Below are 22653 nucleotides of genomic sequence, written 5' to 3'. Positions count from 1 at the left end.
GGCCGGCTAAGACGGCTTCTTCGGCCGCGACACCAGCTCGATCATCTTGCCTTCGTCGTCATCAGGCATCGCAGCTTTCGCCCGCGCATAGGATTCGACCGCCGCGCGCGCCACCAGCGGCTTGTCGGCGAGCAGGCTCTCGGCGAGCTTCACGGCGTAGGCGGCATCCTTGTGCCGCAGCGCCGAGGTGAAGGTCGCGCCGCTGAAGTCGCGGGCGACCATGCGCTTGGAATGACGCTGGACCTGCGGGCTCGCAGCAACGCCGGCCTGAATCGATTCCAGCACCAGGGTCATGTCGAGCCCGGCCTGCTCGGCGATCGCGAGCCCTTCGGCGAGTCCGGCAATCTGGATCGCGCCCATCAGATTGTTGATGAGCTTGTAGACCGTGCCGGAGCCGACCGCGCCGAAATGGCGGATGGTCGAGCCGATCGGTTCGAGATAGGGCCGCGCGCGTTCGAGGTCGGCGGCATCAGCCCCGACCAGCAAGGTCAGCTTTCCGGCGGCCGCGGCATCCGGCAATCCCGTCACGGGACAATCGATGTAGATCAGCCCGCGCGCGTTGAGTTCGCGGCCCATCTCGCGCGCGTGGTCATAGGAGACGGTGGAGCATTCGATCGCGATGGTGCCGGCCTTCGCCGTCTTGGCCGCGCCCTTCGGCCCCAGCCAGACCGCGCGCGAGGCCTCGTCGTCGGCGACCATGGTCACGACCGCATCGGCATCGATCGCGGCATCCTCAGGCGAGGTCGCCCAATGCGCGCCGCGCGCGATCAGGTCTTCCGCTTTTGTCTTGCTGCGATTCCACAGCGTCACCGTGAAGCCGGCATCGAGATAGCGGCCGGCCATGCCATGGCCCATCCGTCCAAGCCCGATGAAGGCGACGCGGGGCATGGCTAGTCCACATCCTCGATGTCAGCGCCGGTGGTTCCGAAGGCGCGCTGCGCCAGCGTCGCGGCCATGAAGTCGTCGAGTTCGCCGTTGAGCACGCCCGAGGTGTCGGAGGTCTGCACGCCCGTGCGCAGATCCTTCACCATCTGATAGGGCTGCAGCACGTAGGAGCGGATCTGGTGGCCCCAGCCGATATCGGTCTTGGCGGCCTGGTCGGCGGCGGCCTTCTCCTCGCGCTTCTTCAACTCCATTTCGTACAACCGCGCGCGCAGCATGTCCCAGGCCTGCGCCCGGTTCTTGTGCTGCGAGCGGCCGGCCTGGCAGACCACCGCGACACCGGTCGGGATATGCGTCAGGCGCACCGCGGATTCGGTCTTGTTGACGTGCTGGCCGCCGGCGCCGCCCGACCGCATGGTATCGACGCGGACGTCGGATTCCTTGATGTCGATCTTGATGCTGTCGTCGATGACCGGGAACACCTGCACGCTGGAGAACGACGTGTGCCGCCGCGCGTTGGAATCGAACGGCGAGATGCGCACCAGACGATGCACGCCCGCCTCGGTCTTCAGCCAGCCATAGGCATTGTGGCCCGAGACCTGGATCGTCGCCGACTTGATGCCGGCTTCTTCGCCCTCGGACTCTTCGAGATACTCGACCTTGAAGCCGTGCGTCTCCGCCCAGCGCGTGTACATGCGCAGCAGCATCTGCGCCCAGTCCTGGCTTTCGGTGCCGCCGGCGCCGGCGTGGACCTCGAGATAGGAATCGAAGCGGTCGGCTTCGCCCGACAGCAGCGCCTCGAGCTCGCGCCGCGCGACTTCCTTCTTCAGAGCCTTCAGCGCAGCTTCGGCTTCGGCGACGACGCCGTCATCGCCCTCGGCTTCGCCGAGCTCGATCATGCCGATGTCGTCTTCGAGCTCCTGCTCGACCTTGCCGATGCCCGACAGCGAATCCTCCAGCGAGGTCCGCTCCTGCATCAGCTTCTGGGCCTTCTGGGGATCGTTCCAGAGGTTGGGATCTTCTGCGAGCTTGTTCAGCTCAGCGAGGCGCGCCGTCGATTTCTCGACGTCAAAGATGCCTCCTCAGCAGCCCGACTGACTGCTTGATCTCTTCTACCAACCGTTCGATTTCGGCGCGCATGTCGTTCTCGTGTCTCGCGGAATTGGTTCCGCGTGCAATTCAAGATCGGGATGTAGCGGCGACGGCTGCAAAGCGCAACCGCCGCCGCGACAAACGTCTGCCTTGTCCTAAGCCTTAGTACAGCCCGCCGGTGCCCGGCCGCATGAAGAAGCCGGAATCCGGCTGCTGCTGCTGCGACGCCGGCACGCCGCCGCGTCCGTCGGCGTCGGCAACGCCGATGACCGAATAATTGTCCGGCGGCGCCGTGCCCGGCTTGAAGGCTTCGAGGATGGTGCCGCCGGTCTCACCCGGGCCGGCGCGCATGCCGGTCTTGGCGACGACGCGCACGAGCTTGATGCCGGCCGGCACCTTGAACGGCACCGCCGGCTTGTCGGCGAGCGCGAGCTTGAGGAAATCGCGCGCGATGGGAGCAGCCAGATGGCCGCCGGTCGCAGCGTTGCCTTTGCCGAGCGCACGCGGCTTGTCGTAGCCCATATAGATGGCGACGGCGACGTCGGGCGAGAAGCCGACGAACCAGGCGTCCTTGGCCTCGTTGGTCGTACCGGTCTTGCCGGCGATCGGCTTGCCGACCTCCTTGACCACGGTCGCGGTACCGGCCTGGACGACGCCCTCCATCAGCTCGGTGATCTGGTAGGCGGTCATGGAATCCAGCACCTGCTCGCGGCGGTCGATCAGCTGCGGCTCGTTCTGGTTCTTCCAGCCGCCCGGCGCGTCGCAGCCGCGACATTCGCGCTGGTCGTGCTTGAAGATGGTGCGGCCGTAGCGATCCTGGATACGGTCGATCAGCGTCGGCTTCACTCGGCGACCGCCATTGGCGAGCATCGAGTACGCCGTGACCATGCGCATCGCTGTCGTCTCGCCGGCGCCGAGCGCGTAGGAGAGATAGTTCGGCAGCTCGTCATAGACGCCGAAGCGGCGGGCATATTCGCCGATCAGCGGCATGCCGATGTCCTGCGCGAGGCGCACCGTCACGGTGTTGAGCGACTGCCGCAGCGCGTTGCGCAGCGTCACCGGCCCCTGGAACTTGCCCGAGGAGAAGTTTTCCGGCCGCCATACGCCGGCGCCCTGGCCCTGGTCGATTTCGATCGGCGCGTCGAGCACCACGGTCGAGGGCGTATAGCCGTTGTCCAGCGCGGCCGAATAGACGATCGGCTTGAACGACGAGCCCGGCTGCCGGTAGGCCTGGGTGGCGCGGTTGAACTGGCTCTGGTCGAACGAGAAGCCGCCGACCATCGCGAGCACGCGGCCGGTCCAGGGGTCCATCACCACCATCGCGCCCGACACTTCGGGGATCTGGCGCAGCCGGTACTGTCCCTCGACCGGGTTGCCGTCCTTGTAGAGCGGATCGGCGTAGATCACGTCGCCGGGCTGGAGCACCTGCGACACCGCCGTTGCCGCCCTGCCCTTCGCAGGGCCGGTCGCCGCCCTTGCCCATTTGATGCCGTCGAGCGTGATCAGGCCGGTTTCGCGCTGCTTGCTGACGGCGCCGCCGAGCTCGCGGCTCGGCTGGAATCCGATGCGCGCCGACTGGTCGCTGGTCTCCAGCACCACCGCCATGCGCCACGGCGAGATGTCGGAGAGCGACTTGATCTCGGCGAGCTTCACGCCCCAATCGCCCGAAATATCGAGCTTGCTCATGGCGCCGCGATAGCCCTGCTGCTCGTCATAGTTGACGAGGCCGGCGACCATGGTCTTGCGCGCCATCACCTGGATCTTCGGATCGAGCGTGGTGCGGACAGACAGACCGCCCTCGTAAAGCTTCTTCTCGCCGTAGCGCTCGAAGATGTCGCGGCGGACTTCCTCGGCGAAATATTCGCCGGCGAAGGTGTGGGCGCCGTTGGACCGGTTGGTGACGGCCAGCGGCTCCTTGCGCGCCTTGTCGGCGTCGGCCTGCTTGATCCAGCCGTTCTCCTGGAGGCGGTCGATCACATAGTTGCGGCGCTCGATGGCGCGGTCGCGGTTACGCACCGGATGCAGGGTCGCCGGCATCTTCGGCAGCGCGGCCAGATAGGAGGCCTCCGCCACCGTCAGCTCGTTCACCGACTTGTCGAAATAGACCAGCGAGGCGGCCGCGATGCCGTAGGCACCGAGGCCCAGATAGATCTCGTTCAGATACAGCTCGAGGATCTTGTCCTTCGAGTAGGTCTTCTCGATCCGCATCGCCAGCAAGGCTTCCTTGATCTTGCGGGCGAAGGAGACCTCGTTGGTCAGAAGGAAGTTCTTGGCGACCTGCTGGGTGATGGTGGAGGCGCCCTGCGGACGCCGGTTGGAGCCGTAGTTCTGGATATAGACCAGACCTGCGCGCGCCATGCCGGTGTAGTCGATGCCGCCGTGCTCATAGAAATTCTTGTCCTCGGCCGCGAGGAACGCGTTGATCACGAGCTTGGGCACGGCCTGGATCGGCAGATACAGCCGTCGCTCCTTGGCGTACTCGCCGAGCAGCGACCCGTCGACCGCGTGCACACGCGTCATCACCGGCGGCTCGTAATCCTGAAGCTGAGAGTAGTCCGGCAAGTCCTTGGAGAAATGCCAGATCAGGCCTGCCACGGCCCCGACACCGACAAGGAACACCACCGTTCCCGCGGCGAACAGGAAGCCCATGAACCGCACCAGCAAGCGCATTATCTGTTTATCCGTTCAAACTCTGGATCAGCCCAGTATCAGCCCCTTGGCGCTCAAAAACAGGCGCCAACCTCACGTCGCGCATTCACCGGCCTACTCAATTACGTCAGGGCCGGACCTAAGACGCTCGCCGAACGGGATTCTCGCCGATTCCGGAACCCCCTGCGGCGTTTTTATAAATCGCCCGCTGTGGCCAAACTAGGGCTTTTGCGGCGGGACGGAAAAACCCTTTGTCAATTCTCTCAATTCGACGCCCCCCGGTCGTCAATTCGACGATCCGGCGGTCGCCAGCCGCTTGGCCAGGAACCCGTCGATGGCTTGCGCCATCGCGCCCACGGCACGGGATCGCCATCCCTCGGAGACCAGATGCTCGAGATCGCCCTTATTGGAGACATAACCGATCTCGACCAGCACCGACGGCACGTCGGGTGCCTTCAGCACCCGGAAACCGGCCGATTTCAGCGGATGCTTGTGCATCCGCACAGTCGACTTCATTTCGCCCATCAGCACATGCGCAAAACGGTTTGAAAACGTGCGGGTTTCCCGCTGCGTCAGATCGATCAGGATGTCCGCGACGTCGGTGGGCTCCTCCGCGAGATTGAAGCCGGCGATCGCGTCCGCGCGGTTTTCCGCGTCCGCCAGACGCTGGGCCTCGGCGTCGGACGCCTTGTCGGACAGCGTATAGATGGTGGCGCCCTGGGCATCCCCCTCGGCGCGCGGCAGCGCATCGGCATGAATCGAGACGAACAGCGCCGCCTTGATGTTGCGGGCGACTTTGACCCGGTCATTGAGCGGGATGAACGTGTCGTCGTTGCGCGTCATCACGACACGGTATTTGCCGGCCTTTTCCAGCCGGTCGCGCAGCGCCAGGCCAAAGGCCAGCACCAGGTTCTTCTCGCTCTCGCCGCTCGACTGCGTGCCGTTGTCGATGCCGCCATGGCCGGGATCGATCACCACGATCGGCCGGCCATCGGCCTTCTGCTGCGCCGTTTCCGGGCCCGCCGTCGCGGGGACCGTGGCGGGCGGCGCATCGGCGATCGCGGGCCGCAGCTCGGGGCGGTTTTCCGGGGCGAGCGATTGCACGAAGGCGGCGCGGTCGACCTCCTCTAGCTCGAGCACGAGCCGGGCCGGCTGGCCGTTGGCCGCCTCCAATACGTAGGAATTGGCGATCTTGGCCGGCCCCGTCAGGTCGAACACGATTCGCGAGCCGCCGGGCATGACGAGCCCGTAGCGGAAGGCCTTGACCAGTCCCCGCCCGCCGGACCCGGTCCCCGCGGGCAGCTGAAAATTGACCTGGGGCACGTCCACCACCACCCGGTACGGGTCGGCGAGCGTGACGGCGCGGAAGCTGACGGTCCGGTCGATGTCGAGGATGAAGCGGGTCTGCTTGCCGTCGCCAGCCAGCCGGGCGGCCGAGGCGATTGGAAAATTCGCTACCGCAACAGAGGGTTGCGGCTGGCTTTCCGCGGCGCTCAGGCGGGAGGAATCAGCATATGGCAATGCCGCGGCGCACAGAAGCACCCATCCCAGCAGGACTCTTTGTTTTGCGCGGCTCGCCACCGATTTCGTGCCTCCGAGCAGCTTGTTTAACGCAATAGAACCACAGGGTTAATCGATCCTTAATGACAGGCGCGCGAAACTCGCTGACTGTGACCGCCGTGCGACGCTCCCTTGCACGGATGGCCCATTCCTCGTATGTACGGAATGCTGACGGCCGATATTTTCGGTTGTGTCGCATTCAGCCTCCCGGTGCAGCGCCGGAACTCTCAAGGTTTGGGAATTCCAGCGTTTTCCGTTCTCCTCTAAGACCAGCGCGGTGCGCGGCAGCGAGGTGGAGCGGGCCAAGCCCCGGCGGCGGACGGTTCCCGGGCACCACTTTTCCGGGACGGTTCGGACAGCGACGTAACCCATTACCCGGTCCCTTGATCCCAAGGGAGCGGTTCGTGATCCCCAAGGCGAGCGCGCTCGCGCCATGCCTGGCCAGCAGCAACTGATTGAGGGGCGGCCCCGCCGCCCAATGTTTCATACGGGCCGACGCTTGATGCGCCAGACTGTGCCGACGAATTCTGAAGGACCATTCGCGACGCTGCGGAGTGATAATCCCGCGCGCCGCCACGGCCCTGAGGCTTCCGGTCCGGCAAGGCGCGAGAGACGGCGTTTCGGCCTTCCCCTCACCCCCGAATCAGGTGGACCGTCGCGTCTCCCGGCGGCGCGATACGCGCCCACGGTGAATCGCGCCCGCCGCCGTCAAGAGTTAAGACATGCCCAACAAGATGTTGATCGATGCCACCCACCCGGAGGAGACCCGGGTCGTCGTGGTCCGCGGCAATCGCGTCGAAGAGTTTGATTTCGAGACCGCGCAACGCAAGCAACTGCGCGGGAATATCTACCTCGCCAAGGTCACCAGGGTCGAACCCTCGCTCCAGGCCGCGTTCGTCGAATATGGCGGCAACCGCCACGGCTTCCTCGCCTTCAGCGAAATCCATCCCGACTACTACCAGATCCCGGTTGCCGACCGGCAGGCGCTGATCGAGGCCGAGGAACAGGCCCATCGCGAAGCCGAGGAAGAGAGCGAGAACCGCTCGCACGGCCGCCGCCGCTCGCGTCACCGCAACGCCCGCCGCCGCGGTCACGGCGAACGCGTCCGCAGCGACATCGTCGAAGGCCTCGACGCCGGCGCCGATCCCGCGGCGCAGCCGGTCGAGGGCCAGATCCTGCCTGAGCACGCCGAGGGCGCTCCGCAAGAGGGCGAGCATCTGCACGCCGACGCGGAGCATCACGGCGAGCACGATGCCCATGATCACCACGAACATGATCACCACGATCATGATCACCATGAACACGCGCACGACGACCATCATCCCGATCACGCTCACGATCATGACGACCATGGTCATGACGGCGGGCACGATCATCACGACCACGATCATGCCGACGAGACGCCCGCGCCTGTCGCGGCCTTTGGCGCCGAACCGGTGGTCGCGACCGAGGCCGTTGCCGAACCGCAGGAGGCGACCTCCGAAGCGCACGCAGAGGCTCTGGCCGAAGCCGTAACCGCCGCCGCTGAACCGGCTGATGCCGTGTACGCTGCCGGCGAAAGCACCGAAGCTCCGCATCACGACGCTGACGCGGCGGCCGAGGACGACGACGACGAGGATGACGACGGCGAGGAAGCCGAAGAGGAAGTCGTCGAATCCGTCGGCGGCGACGACGTGATGGAGGAAGTGCCGGAGCGCACCTTCCGTCCGCGCCGCCAGTACAAGATCCAGGAAGTCATCAAGCGCCGCCAGGTGATGCTGGTGCAGGTCGTCAAGGAAGAGCGCGGCAACAAGGGCGCGGCGCTGACGACCTATCTGTCGCTCGCCGGCCGCTACGCCGTGCTGATGCCGAACACCGCGCGCGGCGGCGGCATCAGCCGCAAGATCACCAGCGCCCAGGACCGCTCGCGTCTGAAGGAAGTGGTGCAGGATCTCGACGTGCCCGAGGGCATGGGCATCATCCTGCGCACAGCCGGCGCCGCCCGCACCAAGCCCGAGATCAAGCGCGACTTCGAATACCTGATCCGGATGTGGGAGACGGTGCGCGACCTGACGCTGAAGTCGCAGGCCCCGACCCTCGTCTATGAGGAAGGCTCGCTGATCAAGCGCTCGCTGCGCGACCTCTACAACAAGGAGATCGACGAGATCTCGGTTGCCGGCGAATCCGGCTACCGCGAAGCGCGCGACTTCATGAAGATGCTGATGCCCGCCAACGTCAGCGCGGTGAAGCAGTATCGCGACGGCCAGCCGCTATTCTCGCGCATGGGCGTCGAAAGCCAGTTGGACGCGATGTTCTCGCCGACCGTGCAGCTGCGCTCCGGCGGCTACATCGTGATCAACCAGACCGAGGCGCTGGTCTCGATCGACGTCAACTCCGGGCGATCGACGCGCGAGCACCATATCGAGGACACCGCGCTCAAGACCAATCTGGAAGCGGCCGAAGAGGTCGCCCGCCAGCTCCGCCTGCGCGACCTCGCCGGCCTGATCGTCATCGACTTCATCGACATGGACGAGAAGCGCAACAACCGGGCGGTCGAGCGCAAGCTGTCCGATTGCCTCAGGCAGGACCGCGCACGCATCCAGGTCGGACGCATCTCGCATTTCGGCCTGCTCGAGATGTCGCGCCAGCGCATTCGTGCCAGCGTGCTGGAATCCTCGACCGATCCCTGCCCGCATTGCGGCGGCACCGGCCATGTCCGCTCGGTGTCCTCGGTTGCGCTCCAGCTGCTGCGCGGCCTCGAAGAGATCCTGATGAAGGGCGCGACCCACAATCTCGTGGTCCGTACCCGCACCGACGTCGCGCTCTACGTGCTGAACCACAAGCGCGGCCATCTGCGCGACCTCGAAAACGGCTTCAAGGTCACCCTGGCGGTCATCGCCGACCCGAGCGTCAGCGGACCGCAGGCCTACCTCATCGATCGCGGCGAGCAGGTGCATACGCTCGAAGCCGCCAAGGCGCTGCTCGCGGCGCAGGCCGCGGCAAGCCCGCCCCCGGTGGTTGAAGAGGCCTATGACGACGAGGAGTTCGATCCGGAGCTGGAATCCGAGATCGAGTCCGAGGAGACCGAAGGTCTCACTGAAGAGCAGGCTGCCGGCGAGGCGGCCCCCGAGCAGGACGGTCAGCGCCGCAAGCGCCGCCGTCGTCGGCGCGGCCGCGGTGGCCAGCGCGACGGCGAGTTGCGCGAGGATAGCGCGCCCACGCTTCCCGAGCCGGCAATGGTCGCTGGCGAGTCCGAAGAAGACGCCGAGTCCGAGCAGGACGGCGAGGAAGGCGAGGAACAGGCAGCCCGTGGCGAGCAGCAGGGCGGCGGTGAGCGCCGACGCCGGCGTGGTCGCAGAGGCGGACGCCGTCGGCGTGGGGGCAGCGAGGAAGGTCTTGCCGGCTCCATCGGCGACGAGCTCGGCACCCAATCACCATCGGAAGCTACCGAAGCGGTGGCCGATTTCGACGGCTTTGGCGGCGAGGCTGCGCCTTCGATCGCGCAGGCCGAGCACACCGCCGAGCCGCAAATCGCGCCGCCTGAGCCGCGTGCCGAAGTGCAGGCCGAGGTGCCGGCTCAGCCGGAGCCAGCTCCTGCTGTCGTAACGGCGGAAGAAGAGCCCGCTGACGAGAAGGCCGCGCGGCGGCGCTCCACCGTCCGGGAAAAGGTGAGCTTCCTGTCGAGCAGCCCAAGCGAGCCCGCAGCGCCTGTTGCGCAGGCGAGCGAGCCGGTCGCGCCGCCCGCGCCGGCACCTGCGCCCGCACCGGAAGCGGCAAGCGAAACGCCGGCCGCCCCACGCCGCGCCGGCTGGTGGTCCCGCCGTTTCGGCGGCGGCGAATAAAGTCGGACATAGAATAAAAAACGCCCGGCCAAGCCGGGCGTTTTTCGTTGCACCGCTAGCCAATCCGCTATGGGGGCAGCTCGTCATTACCGAGCGGCGCCACATCGCGCGAGGCGATCTGGCGGAGCTGGTCGTAGAGATCGGGCGCCTCGCTGGTGCAGAGGCAAACGCCTTTTGCGGAAGCTGCCTCGCCGGCGTTGAGGTAGGCGTGGCCCATGGTGCTGTCGAGATAGATGCCGTCGCCCTCACCGAGGATCTCAGGCGCGTAAAACTCGGTGTGGACGGCGACGCGTCCGCTCGTCACCAGGAAATACTCCTCGCCGCCATGGCGCAACAGCGGGCCGAACTCCTCCAGCGAGCGCGCGCGAACCTCGGCCACGATCGGCACCATGCGTTTGCCGATCAGATCGGTGCATTGATAGGTGTAGGTGTAGAATTTCGTGGTGATCACCTGCCCCTGCCCGGCCCGGCTGATGCTCCGCCGCGCGGTGACCGGCCGGCCCTGCACAGGCGCCGCGACGGCTGGATTGAACAGCTCGGCGATCTCCATCTTCAGGCCGGAGGTGAGCTGGAGCAGCTTGTCGTAGGTCAGCGACATCAGGCCGTTCTCGACCTTGGACAGGGTCGACAGCGCCATGCCGGTGCGCTCCGCGACCTGCTTGAGCGTCAGGCCACGAGCCTGACGGGCCGCCTTGAGGCATTGGCCGAGCTGGGAATTGGCACCTTCGGGCGTCGTTATCTCGCTCATGCAGCAATCCTACCACGGCGATGGAAATATTGTTGGCCTATCCGTCTAATCTTTTCGGCCAAGACGCCCCTTGAGGGGCCCATTTGACGACCCGTTGGGCAGCAGCGCCAGCATTTTGGCACGAAATGCCCCGCTTTGACGATTATTGGTGCGTCGCCTTCACTTTCCGATATGCTAAATTGTTTTCATAATTTGAAAGGGGATTGGCATTGTCCGGACTTTGCGATTCCAGCGCCGTTGAGCTGCGCCGCCTGCTGGCCGCGCGGGCGATCTCGCCCGTCGAGCTGCTGGAGGCCTGCCTGTCGCGCATCGCCACCATCAATCCTGCCGTGAATGCCGTCGTGACGCTGGACGAGCCGGGCGCACGTACCGCCGCGAAAAAGGCCGAAGCCGCCATCCTGCGCGGCGAGGATCGCGGCGCACTGCACGGCCTTCCGGTGCTGATCAAGGACACCCAGGACACTGCCGGGCTGCGCTCCACCTATGGCAGCCCCCTGTTGCGCGACAATGTACCGGTCGCCGACCAGGGCTCGGTCGCGCGGCTGCGCGCAGCCGGCGCCATCATCTTCGGCAAGACCAACACGCCGGAATGGGCGGCCGGCGGCAACACCCGCAATCCGGTGTTCGGCGCAACCGGCAATCCCTTCGATCCCATGCGCTCGGCAGCCGGCTCCTCCGGTGGCTCGGCGGTGGCGCTCGCCTGTGGCATGGCGCCGCTCGCCTCGGGCTCGGACACCGGCGGCTCCTTGCGCAATCCGGCCGGCTTCTCCGGCATCGTCGGCATGCGCCCGTCCTACGGTCTCGTGGCCAGCGAGAAGCGCGCCTTCGGCTGGTCGAACCTGTCGACCGACGGACCGATGGCGCGCAATGTCGCCGACACCGCGCTGATGCTGTCGGTGATGGCGAGCGACGATGTCCGCGATCCCCTGGCCTATACGCTGCCCGGCGAGCCGGTGCGCAGTCGCGCCGAACGCTGGGCCGCACCGCGTCCCGCGGACCTTGGCAAGCTGCGCCTCGCCTTCACGGAGGACTTTGGCTTCGCCCCGACCGAGCAGGCCATCCGTCGCGTATTCCGCGATCGTGTGGCGAGGCTTGCGCCGCTGTTCGCCGACTGCCGCGAGGCGACGCCGGATTGCTCCGGCGCCGACGACGCGTTCGCGGTTCTGCGCGCCGGCCTGTTTCTGGCGATGCACGGCAAGAACTACAAAGAGCGCCCCGAGATGCTCGGCCCGAATGTCCGCGCCAATGTCGAGGAAGGCCTGAGCTACACGCTCGAGGATCATGGGCGCGCCGCCACGACGCAGACGCGGATCTATCGCGCCTACCAGACCTTCTTTGAAACTTGCGATGTGCTGATCAGTCCGACCATTACGCTGAGCCCGCGCCCCTGGTCGGAGCTCTATCCCGCCGAGATCGACGGCGTGCCGACCAAATCCTATTTCCACTGGCTCGCGCTCGCTTACGCCGTGACGCTTCCCGGCCACCCCGCGATCAGCATTCCGCTCGGCCTCGATGAAGCCGGCCTGCCGTTCGGTCTCCAGATCGTCGGCCCGCGCGGCGGCGACGCCATCGTGCTTTCGGTCGCCGCGAGCATCGAGGCCGCGTTCGCGGGCGATGCGCAATTGTGCCGGCCGGTGCCCGACCTGGCGCGGCTCGCCGCAGCGCCGCCGCTGTCGGCCGCGCCCGGTTTCCTCACCTGGGAATAACCCGACACCAGCCCTGGATGCACCGCCGGCGCAACGGAGACGAGCATGACGGAACTGCCGAGGAAAACCAGCGTCATTGCCTTCGTCCTGCTCTACATCGCCTACTGCATCTCCTACATCGACCGCGCGGCGATCTCGCTGGCGCTGGCGCAGATCGGCAAGGACTTCAATCTGCAGGCCGCCGATCTCGGCATCGTCATCAGCGCATTCTTCCTCGGTTATGCCGCGATGCAGGTGCCGGGCGGATGGCTCTCCGACCGCTTCGGCTCGAAATATGTGGTGATCGTCACCATCGTGATGTGGTCGCTGTTCACGGCGTTCACGAGCCTTGCCTGGTCGCTGACCTCGCTGATCGCGATCCGCTTCATCTTCGGCATCGCCGAGGGCGGCTTTCCGCCGGCGAGCATCCGCGCCGTCGCGGAAGTGTTCAAGAAGGATAGCCGGCCGAAGATGTCGGGACTGCTGCTGTCGTCCAACTACGCCGGCAGCATGGTCGCGCCGCTGATCATGGCGCCGCTGATCCTCTGGCTCGGCTGGCGCCATGCCTTCAACGCCATCGGCATCGCGGGCATCGTCTTCGCGGTAGTTTATTTCGTCTTCGTCCCCTATCTGGGACGCCCGGGCAAGGCTGATGCAGGCGCGCCAGTGAAGGCCGAAAGCCGCGCGCCGATGCGCGAGCTCATGAAGAAGCCGTTGCTGTGGCAGTTGATGGTGGTGTGGTTTGGTCTCAGCTGCGTCAACAAGGGCCTGGATTCCTGGATGCCGCTCTACCTGCTCCAACAGCGCGGGCTCGACCTCAAGACCGTCGGCGTCCTGGCGCCGATCCCGTTCGTGATGGCGACGATCGCGACCGCGATGGGCGGCTGGGTGATGACGACGTTCTTCTCCGAGCGCGAAAAATACCTGCTGATCGGCAGCTCCGCATTGACCGGCATCTTCCTCTACGCCATGTACAAGTCGGAGACGATCACGATGCTGATCGCGTTCCAGTCGCTGGTCTACTTCTTCAAATCCTTCGTGCTGGCCTCGGTGATTGCGCTTCCGACCAAACTGCTCCGCGACGACCAGATCGGATCGGGCGTCGGCATGGTCAATCTCGGCGGCCAGAGCGCGGGCTTCGTCGCCCCCGTCGCGATCGGCTTCATCGTGACCGGAACCGGATCGTTCGATGCCGCCTTCGGCTTCCTGGTGGCGATGACGGCGTTGTCGGTCGTGGTCGCGGCAACCATCAGCACGCAGCCGAAGCTCGTACCACAACCGGCCTGACAGGAGCATTCTGCCCATGCAAAGCGCGATCGTTCTCGGCGGCGGCATGATCGGCGTGAGCGCGGCGCTGCACCTGCGGCAGCGCGGCTGGACCGTCACGCTCGTCGACCGCAGGGAGCCGGGCCGCGAGACCAGCTACGGCAATGCCGGGATGATCCAGGCGGAAGCCGTCCGCCCCTATCCGATGCCGCGCGACCTCGCCTCGCTCCTGAAGATCGCGACCGGCCGCACCAACGACGTGCGCTACAGCCTGTCGTCGCTGCATCTCCATATCGAGCCCCTGCTCCGCTACTGGTGGCATTCGGCGCCGAAGCGGCATCGTGAGGCGATCGACGCCTGGGCCAGGCTGATCGCCTATGCGACGGCAGAGCACGACATTCTCATTCGCGAGGCCCACGCCGACAATCTCATTCGCCGCGCCGGCTACCGGGCGCTGTATCGCGACGCCGCTGCATTGGATCTCTCGATCAAGGCAGCCGAAGAAGACCAGCACGAGTTCGGCGTGAACTTTCGTGTGCTCTCGGGCAGCGAGCTCGCCAAGGCCGAGCCGGTCCTGCGCGACGATCTTCCGGGCGCGATCCATTGGCTCGACACCTGGACCGTGTCCGATCCCGGCGCGCTGGTCACAGCCTATGCCGAGCTGTTCGAGCGTCTCGGCGGCAGGATCGTGCTCGGTGATGCGCAGTCGCTGCAGCAGACTGCAGCCGGCTGGTCGGTCAATACCGATCAGGGACGCATCGATGCCGCGACGGCCGTCGTGACACTCGGGCCGTGGTCGCCCGATCTGTTGTACAAATTCGGCTATCGCATTCCGCTGGTGCGCAAGCGCGGCTACCACATGCACTACAGCGGCGGCGCTTCGCTCGACCTGCCGCTGATCGACAAGGCCGGTGGCTACGCCATGGGGCCGATGGCCAAGGGCATCCGCATCACCACGGGCGCGGAGCTCACGAGCCCCGACGCGCTTGCAACGCCGGTGCAGCTCGCCAGCGCCGAAGCCTCTGCGCGGGAGCTGATCGACCTCGGCAAACGCGTCGAGCCCGATCCGTGGTTCGGCACCCGCCCCTGCACGCCCGACATGCTGCCGGTGCTCGGCCGCGCCCCGCTTCACCCCGGCCTCTGGATGAATTTCGGCCACGGCCACCAGGGCTTTACGCTGGGCCCTGCGACCGGGCGCCTGCTCGCCGAGATGATGAGCGGCGAGACGCCGGCAATCGATCCGACGCCGTACCGGCCGGAGCGGTTCTAGCTGCCGGCGTCGCGGCGCGCAGGGCGAGCGCGACTGAGATGCGCGGCAGCGGCCAGATGCAACGCGCGAGGCGGCAATTCCATCAGTCGGCGCGCTCGGCCAGCAGCGTCCTGATGCGGTCGGCATCCTCAGGCGTCGCCGGATTGTAGACGATCATGCTGAGATCGGAGCGGCCCTCGACATTGAAGCTCGAATATTCGAACGACATGGTGCCGTGAACGGGATGCCGCAGCCGCTTGGTGCCATCGCCATGATGGCGCACGTCGTTGTCGCGCCAGAGCGCCGCGAACTCGGGACTGGTGCGGCAGAGCTCGTCGACGAAATCGGCGACATGCGAGACCGCGCCCGCGCGGGCGGCGTCCGCCCGAAACGCCGCCACCACGAAGCGGGCCACACTGTCCCAATCGTACTGCGCGGCACGCACGCGCGGATCGCAGAAGATGAAGCGCAGGATATTGCGCTGTCCCGGCGGGATCGCGCCATAGTCCGTCAGCACGGCGGTCGCGGCGCGATTCCAGGCGACGACATCCCAGGTCGCGGTCCGCACCAGCGCCGGGCTGAATGCGAGTGCATCCAGCACGCGCTGCAGCCGCGGTGAGACGCCTTCGCTCGCCTGGTAGCGCACCTCGGGCGGGCGGCCGAGGCCGATCAGGAACAGATGCTCGCGCTCGACATCAGTCAGCATCAGGGCGCGGGAGATGCGGTCGAGCACGTCGGCCGATGGGGCCCCGCCCCGACCCTGCTCCAGCCAAGTGTACCAGGTCGGACTGATATTGGCGCGCTGCGCCACCTCCTCACGCCGCAGCCCGGGCGTGCGCCTGCGGCTGCCGCTGAGGCCGAACGCGGCCGCATCCAGCCGAGTGCGGCGATCCTTCAGATAGGCCCCGAGCAGGTTTTCGGCCGAAGCGGTTTCGCTCATCCTGTTAGCTATTATACCCCGATAAGGTCACTACTTTACCCGGATAATCCTAGCGTAGATGGTCCTCTCCACCAACCCTCTTCCGATCCCTGGAGACTGCTCATGCGTGTATTCGTCACTGGCGCCACCGGCTTCGTCGGCTCCGCCGTCGTTCGGGACCTGATCGCCGCCGGCCACAGCGTCACCGGTCTTGCCCGGACGGATGAAGGAGCGGCCGCCGTCACCGCATTGGGAGCCGAGGTCCATCGCGGCTCGCTGGAGGACCACACCTCCCTGCGCAGCGGTGCGGCCGCCTCCGATGGCGTGCTCCACCTCGCCTTCAACCACGACTTCTCGAAATTCGCAGACAATTGCGAGCTCGACCGCCGCGCGATCCTCGCGCTCGGCGAGGCGCTGAAGGGCTCCGAGCGTCCGCTCATCGTCACGTCGGGCGTGGCATTGCTTGCGCCCGGGCGGCTCGCGACCGAGGACGATGCGGCGGCCCGCCACTTTCCGCGCGTCTCGGAAGCGACCGCCGAGGATCTCAGGGAACGCGGCGTCCGCGCCGGCATCGTGCGGTTGCCGCCCACGACCCATGGCGAGGGTGATCACGGTTTTGTGCCGCACCTGATCGCGATCGCCCGCGAGAAAGGAGTCGCAGCCTATATCGGCGACGGCATGAACCGTTGGCCAGCCGCCCATCGCGTCGACGCCGCACGCGTCTATCGGCTCGCGCTGGAGCACGGTGCATCCGCTCGCCGCTATCACGCGATCGCCGAGGACGGCGTGCCGTTCAAGGTGATCGCGGAGGTGATCGGCAAACGGCTCGGCGTGCCCGTGGTCTCGAAATCCACTGATGAAGCCGAGCAGCATTTCGGCTGGTTCGCGCGATTTGCCGCCATCGACGTTCCGGCCTCGAGCGCGAAGACGCGCGCCCTGCTCGGCTGGGCGCCGCAAGAAAAAGGGCTGATCGAGGATCTCGACCAGCCCTATTATTTCCAGGCCTGACGGCGCTCAGCGCCGCCGTCGGCAGCCTGCGGATCAGTCCGTCGTGATCGCCGTTTCCATGTCGGTCGGATCGATCTGCCGGCTCAGCCCCGCGTTGAGCTTGTCGCGGTCGAGCTCACCCTCCCACCAGGCGACGATCACGCAGGCCACGCCGTTGCCGCAGAGATTGGTCAGCGCGCGGCATTCGCTCATGAACTTGTCGATGCCGAGCACGATCGCCATGCCCGGCACGAGGCGCGGGTCGACCACGGCAAGCGTCGCGGCCAGCGTGATGAAGCCCGCGCCGGTGATGCCGGAGGCGCCCTTCGACGTCAGCATCGCCACGACCAGGATCGTGAGCTGCTGACCGAAGGAGAGATCGAAACCGAGTGCCTGCGCGATGAACAGCGTCGCCAGCGTCATGTAGATGTTGGTACCGTCCAGATTGAACGAGTAGCCCGTGGGCACCACGAGGCCGACCACCGACTTGGAGCAGCCGAGCCGTTCCAGCTTCTCCATCAAGGATGGCAGCGCGCTTTCCGACGACGAGGTGCCGAGCACGATCAGGAGCTCGTCCTTGATGTAGGCCAGGAACTTGAAGATCGAGAAGCCGGCCAGGCGCGCGATGATGCCGAGCACGACGAACACGAACAGCGCGGCCGTGACGTAGAAGGTCGCGATCAGCCCGATCAAATTGAGGATCGCACCGGTGCCGAACTTGCCGATGGTGTAGGCCATCGCGCCGAACGCACCGATCGGCGCCGCGCGCATCACGATGGAGATGACGCCGAACACCGCGTGCGCGGCATCGTCGATGAACGAGCGGATCGTGTGGCCGCGCTCACCGAGGCTCATGATCGCGAAGCCGAACAGCACCGAGAACAGCAGCACCTGGAGGATCTCGCCTTGGGCAAAGGCGCCGACCACGGTGTCCGGAATGATGTGCAGCACGAAGTCGACGGACTTCTGGCCGGCTGCCTGCTTGGCGTAGGTCGCAACGGCCGCCTCGTTTGCCGCCGCATTGCCGAAGCCCGCGCCCGGCCTCACCAGGTTGCCGATAATGAGTCCGATCACCAGGGCGAAGGTCGAGACGACCTCGAAATAGACCAGCGCCTTGACGCCGATGCGTCCGACCTTCTTGGCGTCCTGGATGTGGGCGATGCCCGAGACAACGGTGCAGAAGATGATCGGGGCGATCACCATCTTGATCAGCTTGATGAAGCCGTCGCCGAGCGCCTTGATCCAGTCGTTGGTGGCAACCGTCGGCCAGAGCCAGCCGACGATGGCGCCGAGCACGATGGCGATCAGCACTTGGACGTAAAGAACCTTGTACCACGGCTTGGCAGCGGCCGGCGCGACCGGCGTCCCCGCCATCGTTGTCGTTGTCATTGTTTCACTCCCCCTCGAAACGCCGGGCCAGCCAAGATCAACTTGGCCGGCCCTGTCAATTGGAACTGCTCGTACTTGCGCGCTTTACCCGCGGCGATCGACAATCCGGCGAGCCGCCGGCATCAGCGTCGCGCCCAGCGCGTTCTTGACCAGCGAGGCCGCGATGAACGGCGCCAGGCCGACCTGCCAGGCCTTGGACGCGCCAAGGCCGAGGCCAAAGGCCAGCCAGCCGAACCCGGCGGCCAGAATGACGATATGGCCGACGGCCATCGCGGCAAACAGCAGCACCACGCTGCGATCCCAGCCGCGCTCGGCGAGCCAGCCGGTCACGAAGGCCGCAGCGATGAAGCCGAACAGATAGCCGGCGGTCGGGCCGACCAGCGGCGCAATTCCACCCACGGGACCTGCGAATACCGGCAGGCCTAGCGCGCCCTCGGCGAGGTAGGCGATCATGGTTGCGCTGCCAAGGCGCCAGCCATAGGCGGCACCGATCATCAGCACCACCAGCGTCTGCAATGTCATGGGCACGTAAGGCAGCGGCAGGTTCACCTTGGCCGACAGCGCCAGCAGCGCCGTGCCGAGTGCGACCAGTACGAAGGCGCGCAGTGCACCCACGGTTTCACCCGGCCGGGTTGGCCACATCAATGCGGCGAGAGGAGAATGCGGTGCAGCAGCGGACGGGACGGATCGGTCAGTCAAGATGAACTCCGGAGGTGGGCGAAAACTGGCGGCTATTTAAGCCAGTGAGCGATCCGGTCAACTGCCTCCCGCATCTCCGCCGCCGAACGCGCATAAGAGAACCGGATGAACGAGCGGCCATGGATGGGATCGAAATCGAGGCCCGGCGTTGCCGCGACATGGGCCTGTTCCAGCATCTGCTTGGCGAACTCGAAACTGTCGGAGGTGAAGTCCGAGACATCGGCATAGAGATAGAAGGCGCCGTCGGCCGGCAGGAACCTGGTGAGGCCGGCCTTGGGCAATCCCTCGATCAGGATGCGCCGGTTTTCCTGATAGCCGTGCTTGATCTCCTCCATTTCGGCCGCGCCGTCGAAGGCGGCCTCGGCCGCGATCTGCGACAGCGACGGCACCGAAATCGACAGGTTCTGCTGCAGCCGCTCGATCGGCCGCACCAGGATCTCCGGCACGACCATCCAGCCGACGCGCCAGCCCGTCATGCAAAAATACTTCGAGAACGAGTTGATCACGAGTGCGTGGTCCGACAGCGCCGCCGCCGTCACCGCCGGAAACGCATAGTCGAGCCCGTGATAGATCTCGTCCGAGATGAAGCGGATCTTGGCGTCTTCGGCCGCCGCGATCAGGCCGGACAGCGCCTCGCGGGACATCATCGTTCCCGTCGGATTGGCGGGGCTGCCGACCAGCACACCCTTCAGCGGCGCCTTGCGATGGGCGGCAAGCAGCGCCTCGCCGGTGAGCGCGTGACGCGTCTCGTTCGTGGTCTCGATCAGCACCGGCTCGCAGCCGAGCGCGGTGAGGATGTGGCGGTACGGCGGATAGCCCGGCACCGTCACGGCGACGCGGTCGCCAGGCTCGAACATCGACAGGAAGGCGAGGATGAAGCCGCCCGAGGAGCCCGTCGTCACCACGATCCGCTCGGCGCTGACGTCACAGCCATGGGCATCGCGATAGTGCCGCGCGATGCGCTCGCGCAGGCTGGGGATGCCGAGCGCGGAGGTATAATCGATCCGTCCCGCCTCGAGCGCCGCGTGAGCGGCCGCAATCGCGGTCTTCGGCGCGCCGGCCGCGGGCTGGCCGACCTCCATATGGATGACATGGCCCCCGGCGGCCTCGATTCGGGCCGCCGCGGCCATCACGTCCATGACCATGAACGGGGGAACATCGCTACGGCGGGAGGGCTCGAGCCACTGCCCCAACCGGTTCCTCAATGTCGCATCGTGCATCGATTTCTGCTATTTCGCTGGCGGACCGGCCCGTCCGGTCCGGGAAACGGGGCGCTTGCGCCCCAGACTGGCCGCATTGTACGGCTCATAAGGGGTAAGGCTCATAGGCCATATCGCGTATCCGGTCCGCCGCCAATCGCCAAAACCAATCACGAAACTGCTTGCCAAGATCTCTTGCCAAGACCGCTTGACCAAGACCGCTTGATGTTGCTCCAGATCGCATTGCGCAAAAAGGCCTCCGCCCTCACCGCCGTCGTCACCGCCGCGGCGATCGCTTTGCTGCCGCTCCCGGCGGCGCAGGCACAGCAGAAGGGCCCGCCGGTCCTGCGCGACACCGAGACCGAGCAGTTGCTGCGCGAATATACCCGCCCGATCCTGCGCGCCGCCGGTCTGGAGAAGCAGAACATCCAGATGGTGATCATCAACGACGGCTCGTTCAACGCGTTCGTCGCGGACGGCCGCCGCATCTTCGTCAATTACGGCGCGATCCTCCAATCGGAAACGCCGAACCAGATCATCGGCGTGCTCGCGCACGAGACCGGGCATCTGGCCGGCGGCCATCTGTCCAAGCTGCGCGAGCAGCTCGCCAGCGCCCAGACCCAGATGATCATCGCGATGCTGCTCGGCGCCGGCGCGATCGCCGCAGGCAGCGCCCGCGGCGGCAACGCCGGCAACAACGGCCTCGCCAATGCCGGCGCGGCCGCGATCGCCGGACCGCAGGAGATGATCCGCCGCACGCTGTTGTCCTATCAGCGCCAGCAGGAGGAGAACGCCGACCGCGCCGGCGTGAAATTCCTGACCGCGACCCAGCAGTCGCCGAAGGGCATGTACGAGACGTTCAAGCGCTTCACCAGCGAGAGCCTGTTCGCAGCGCGCGGCGCCGATCCCTATCTCCAGTCGCACCCGATGCCCGCCGAACGCGTCGCCTCGCTCCAGGAGTTCGCCAGCTCCAGCCCCTATTGGGACAAGAAGGACGATCCCGCACTCCAGCTCCGCCACGATATGGTGCGCGCCAAGATCTCCGCCTTCATGGAGCGGCCGGAGACGGTGTACCGTCGCTATCCCCAGACCAACGACAGCTTGCCGGCACGCTATGCCCGCGCCATCAGCACCTATCTGCACGGCGATCTACGCAGCGCGCTCGCCCAGATCGACGCACTGATCCAGGTCCAGCCGAACAACCCGTACTTCTACGAGGTGCGCGGCCAGGCCCTGCTCGAGAGCGGCAAGCCGGCCGAGGCGATCCCTGCCCTGCGCAAGGCCGTCGCGCTATCGAGCAACTCGCCCCTCATCGAGATGTTACTTGGGCAGGCTCTGGTTGGAACCGATAATAAGGCCTACACCGACGATGCCGTTCGGATTCTCCGCGCCGCGGTGGCGCGGGAGCCCGAGGCGCCGCTCGGCTATACCCAGCTCGCGATGGCCTATGGCCGGAAGGGAGATTATGCCGAGGCGGATCTCGCGTCGGCGCAGGCCGCCTACTTGCGCGGCGACAACAAGACCGCCCGCGAGCTCGCCACGCGCGCGAAAACCCGTTTCGCCGTCGGCACGCCCGGATGGGTCAAGGCCGACGACATCGTGGCAGCCAAGCCGCCGCGCAACTAGCCAGAACGACGCCAGACACCACGACGTCACGACACCGAGCCTTGAGCCCGCCGGGACGTTTTCCGAAACCTGCTTTGGATAAGAGGATTTGCCTATGCCTTCGCTGCGTCTGCTTGCTCCCGCGCTGTTTGCGCTCGCCATGTTCGGCGCAGCCGCGCCCGCGTCGGCCGACAGCTTCTCCGATGCCCAGCGCACCGACATCGAGGCGATCATCAAGAACTACCTCGTCACCCATCCCGAGGTGCTCGAGGAGGCGATGACCGAGCTCAGCAAGCGCCAGGCCGCGGCGGAAACCCAGAAGCACGAGGCCAGCATCGCGCAGAACGCGGACGCGATCTTCAACTCGCCGCGCCAGGTCGTGCTCGGCAACAAGGAGGGCGACGTCACCTTCGTCGAGTTCTTCGACTACAATTGCGGCTACTGCAAACGCGCGATGGGCGACATGCTCGATCTCATGAAGAGCGATCCGAAGCTGAAGGTCGTACTGAAGGAGTTTCCCGTGCTGAGCCAGGGCTCCGTCGAGGCCGCCCAGGTCGCCGTCGCCGTGCGCATGCAGGATCCCACCGGCAAGAAATATCTCGACTTCCACCAGAAGCTGCTCGGCGGCCGCGGCGCGGCCGACAAGGCACGCGCGCTGCAGGCGGCCAAGGAGGCCGGACTCGACACCGCGAAAATCGAGAAGGATCTCGCCAGCCCCGAGGTGCGCGCCACCATCGAGGAGAACTTCAAGCTCGCCGAGGCGATGGGCATGAACGGCACGCCGAGCTACGTGATCGGCAAGCAGATCGTGATTGGCGCCATCGGTCTCGAAGGCCTCAAGGAGAAGATCGGCGTTGCCCGCTGCGGCAAGGCAACCTGCTGATCACGCGCTTCACAACTCAC

Annotated in this window: 17 protein-coding genes; 7 read left to right on the top strand and 10 right to left on the bottom strand. The window is 66.2% G+C overall.

Annotation, left to right across the window (positions count from 1 at the left end; all coding sequences use genetic code 11):
- Positions 1 to 6: 6 nt before the first annotated feature.
- The 5 genes from WN73_RS38015 to WN73_RS37995 form a co-directional block, all read right to left on the bottom strand.
- The gene (locus WN73_RS38015; RefSeq protein WP_011087082.1) at positions 7 to 888 is read right to left on the bottom strand and encodes an NAD(P)-dependent oxidoreductase; all 882 of its coding nucleotides are present in this window, start codon (positions 886 to 888) and stop codon (positions 7 to 9) included.
- Positions 889 to 890: 2 nt separating this feature from the next.
- Positions 891 to 2022, bottom strand: a protein-coding gene (gene prfB / locus WN73_RS38010; protein WP_122975474.1) for a peptide chain release factor 2 whose coding sequence is annotated in 2 segments (ribosomal slippage) — positions 891 to 1952 and positions 1954 to 2022 — 1131 coding nt in all. Because the reading frame shifts where the segments join, the coding sequence is not laid out codon by codon here.
- A 114-nt stretch (positions 2023 to 2136) separates the two neighbouring features.
- The gene (locus WN73_RS38005; RefSeq protein ID WP_161535066.1) at positions 2137 to 4644 is read right to left on the bottom strand and encodes a penicillin-binding protein 1A; all 2508 of its coding nucleotides are present in this window, start codon (positions 4642 to 4644) and stop codon (positions 2137 to 2139) included.
- A 264-nt stretch (positions 4645 to 4908) separates the two neighbouring features.
- Positions 4909 to 6204 (bottom strand): N-acetylmuramoyl-L-alanine amidase, encoded by a 1296-nt coding sequence (locus WN73_RS38000; RefSeq protein WP_271557303.1) that lies wholly within the window; start codon positions 6202 to 6204, stop codon positions 4909 to 4911.
- Between the two features lie 611 nt (positions 6205 to 6815).
- Positions 6816 to 7760, bottom strand: coding sequence for a hypothetical protein (locus WN73_RS37995; RefSeq protein ID WP_271557301.1), 945 nt, complete (start codon positions 7758 to 7760; stop codon positions 6816 to 6818).
- Between WN73_RS37995 and WN73_RS37990 the strand changes: the two genes are divergently transcribed.
- Entirely contained in the window at positions 7725 to 10004 is a 2280-nt protein-coding gene (locus WN73_RS37990; protein ID WP_271557299.1) for an Rne/Rng family ribonuclease, read from the top strand. The two genes, WN73_RS37995 and WN73_RS37990, sit on opposite strands and share 36 nt — an antisense overlap.
- 67 nt (positions 10005 to 10071) lie before the next feature.
- On the opposite strand, the gene WN73_RS37985 is transcribed toward WN73_RS37990, so the two are convergent.
- The gene (locus tag WN73_RS37985; protein ID WP_028171236.1) at positions 10072 to 10752 is read right to left on the bottom strand and encodes a helix-turn-helix domain-containing protein; all 681 of its coding nucleotides are present in this window, start codon (positions 10750 to 10752) and stop codon (positions 10072 to 10074) included.
- 209 nt (positions 10753 to 10961) lie between these two features.
- On the opposite strand from WN73_RS37985, the gene WN73_RS37980 reads away from it, so the two are divergent.
- The 3 genes from WN73_RS37980 to WN73_RS37970 are packed head-to-tail and all read left to right on the top strand — an operon-like array spanning position 10962 to position 14973.
- The gene (locus WN73_RS37980; protein WP_271557298.1) at positions 10962 to 12458 is read left to right on the top strand and encodes an amidase; all 1497 of its coding nucleotides are present in this window, start codon (positions 10962 to 10964) and stop codon (positions 12456 to 12458) included.
- A gap of 45 nt (positions 12459 to 12503) precedes the next feature.
- Positions 12504 to 13724: an MFS transporter gene (locus WN73_RS37975; protein ID WP_271557296.1), complete on the top strand. Its 1221-nt coding sequence runs from the start codon at positions 12504 to 12506 to the stop codon at positions 13722 to 13724.
- A 16-nt stretch (positions 13725 to 13740) separates the two neighbouring features.
- Positions 13741 to 14973, top strand: a complete 1233-nt coding sequence (locus WN73_RS37970) for an NAD(P)/FAD-dependent oxidoreductase (protein WP_271557294.1) — start codon at positions 13741 to 13743, stop codon at positions 14971 to 14973.
- Between the two features lie 82 nt (positions 14974 to 15055).
- Here WN73_RS37970 and WN73_RS37965 read toward each other — a convergent pair whose 3' ends face one another.
- Positions 15056 to 15892 (bottom strand): helix-turn-helix transcriptional regulator, encoded by an 837-nt coding sequence (locus WN73_RS37965; RefSeq protein ID WP_271557292.1) that lies wholly within the window; start codon positions 15890 to 15892, stop codon positions 15056 to 15058.
- A gap of 102 nt (positions 15893 to 15994) precedes the next feature.
- Between WN73_RS37965 and WN73_RS37960 the strand changes: the two genes are divergently transcribed.
- Positions 15995 to 16879 (top strand): SDR family oxidoreductase, encoded by an 885-nt coding sequence (locus tag WN73_RS37960; protein WP_271557290.1) that lies wholly within the window; start codon positions 15995 to 15997, stop codon positions 16877 to 16879.
- Between the two features lie 33 nt (positions 16880 to 16912).
- Here WN73_RS37960 and WN73_RS37955 read toward each other — a convergent pair whose 3' ends face one another.
- The 3 genes from WN73_RS37955 to WN73_RS37945 all read right to left on the bottom strand — a co-directional run bounded on the left by WN73_RS37955 (position 16913) and on the right by WN73_RS37945 (position 20166).
- The gene (locus WN73_RS37955) at positions 16913 to 18247 is read right to left on the bottom strand and encodes a dicarboxylate/amino acid:cation symporter (protein WP_011087071.1); all 1335 of its coding nucleotides are present in this window, start codon (positions 18245 to 18247) and stop codon (positions 16913 to 16915) included.
- Between the two features lie 84 nt (positions 18248 to 18331).
- Positions 18332 to 18889: a biotin transporter BioY gene (locus tag WN73_RS37950; protein WP_011087070.1), complete on the bottom strand. Its 558-nt coding sequence runs from the start codon at positions 18887 to 18889 to the stop codon at positions 18332 to 18334.
- An 89-nt stretch (positions 18890 to 18978) separates the two neighbouring features.
- Positions 18979 to 20166 carry a pyridoxal phosphate-dependent aminotransferase gene (locus tag WN73_RS37945; RefSeq protein WP_028171231.1) on the bottom strand — a complete coding sequence of 396 codons (1188 nt, stop codon included), beginning with the start codon at positions 20164 to 20166 and terminating at the stop codon, positions 18979 to 18981.
- Positions 20167 to 20370: 204 nt separating this feature from the next.
- Between WN73_RS37945 and WN73_RS37940 the strand changes: the two genes are divergently transcribed.
- Positions 20371 to 21771 (top strand): M48 family metalloprotease, encoded by a 1401-nt coding sequence (locus WN73_RS37940; protein ID WP_011087068.1) that lies wholly within the window; start codon positions 20371 to 20373, stop codon positions 21769 to 21771.
- Between the two features lie 94 nt (positions 21772 to 21865).
- Positions 21866 to 22633 (top strand): DsbA family protein, encoded by a 768-nt coding sequence (locus WN73_RS37935; RefSeq protein WP_011087067.1) that lies wholly within the window; start codon positions 21866 to 21868, stop codon positions 22631 to 22633.
- Positions 22634 to 22653: the final 20 nt, after the last annotated feature.

The sequence above is a fragment of the Bradyrhizobium sp. CCBAU 45394 genome, assembly GCF_028128655.1.
Lineage (GTDB): Bacteria > Pseudomonadota > Alphaproteobacteria > Rhizobiales > Xanthobacteraceae > Bradyrhizobium > Bradyrhizobium diazoefficiens.
The sequence above is the reverse complement of the archived record's forward strand: the minus strand, read 5'-3'. Positions and strand labels throughout refer to the sequence as shown.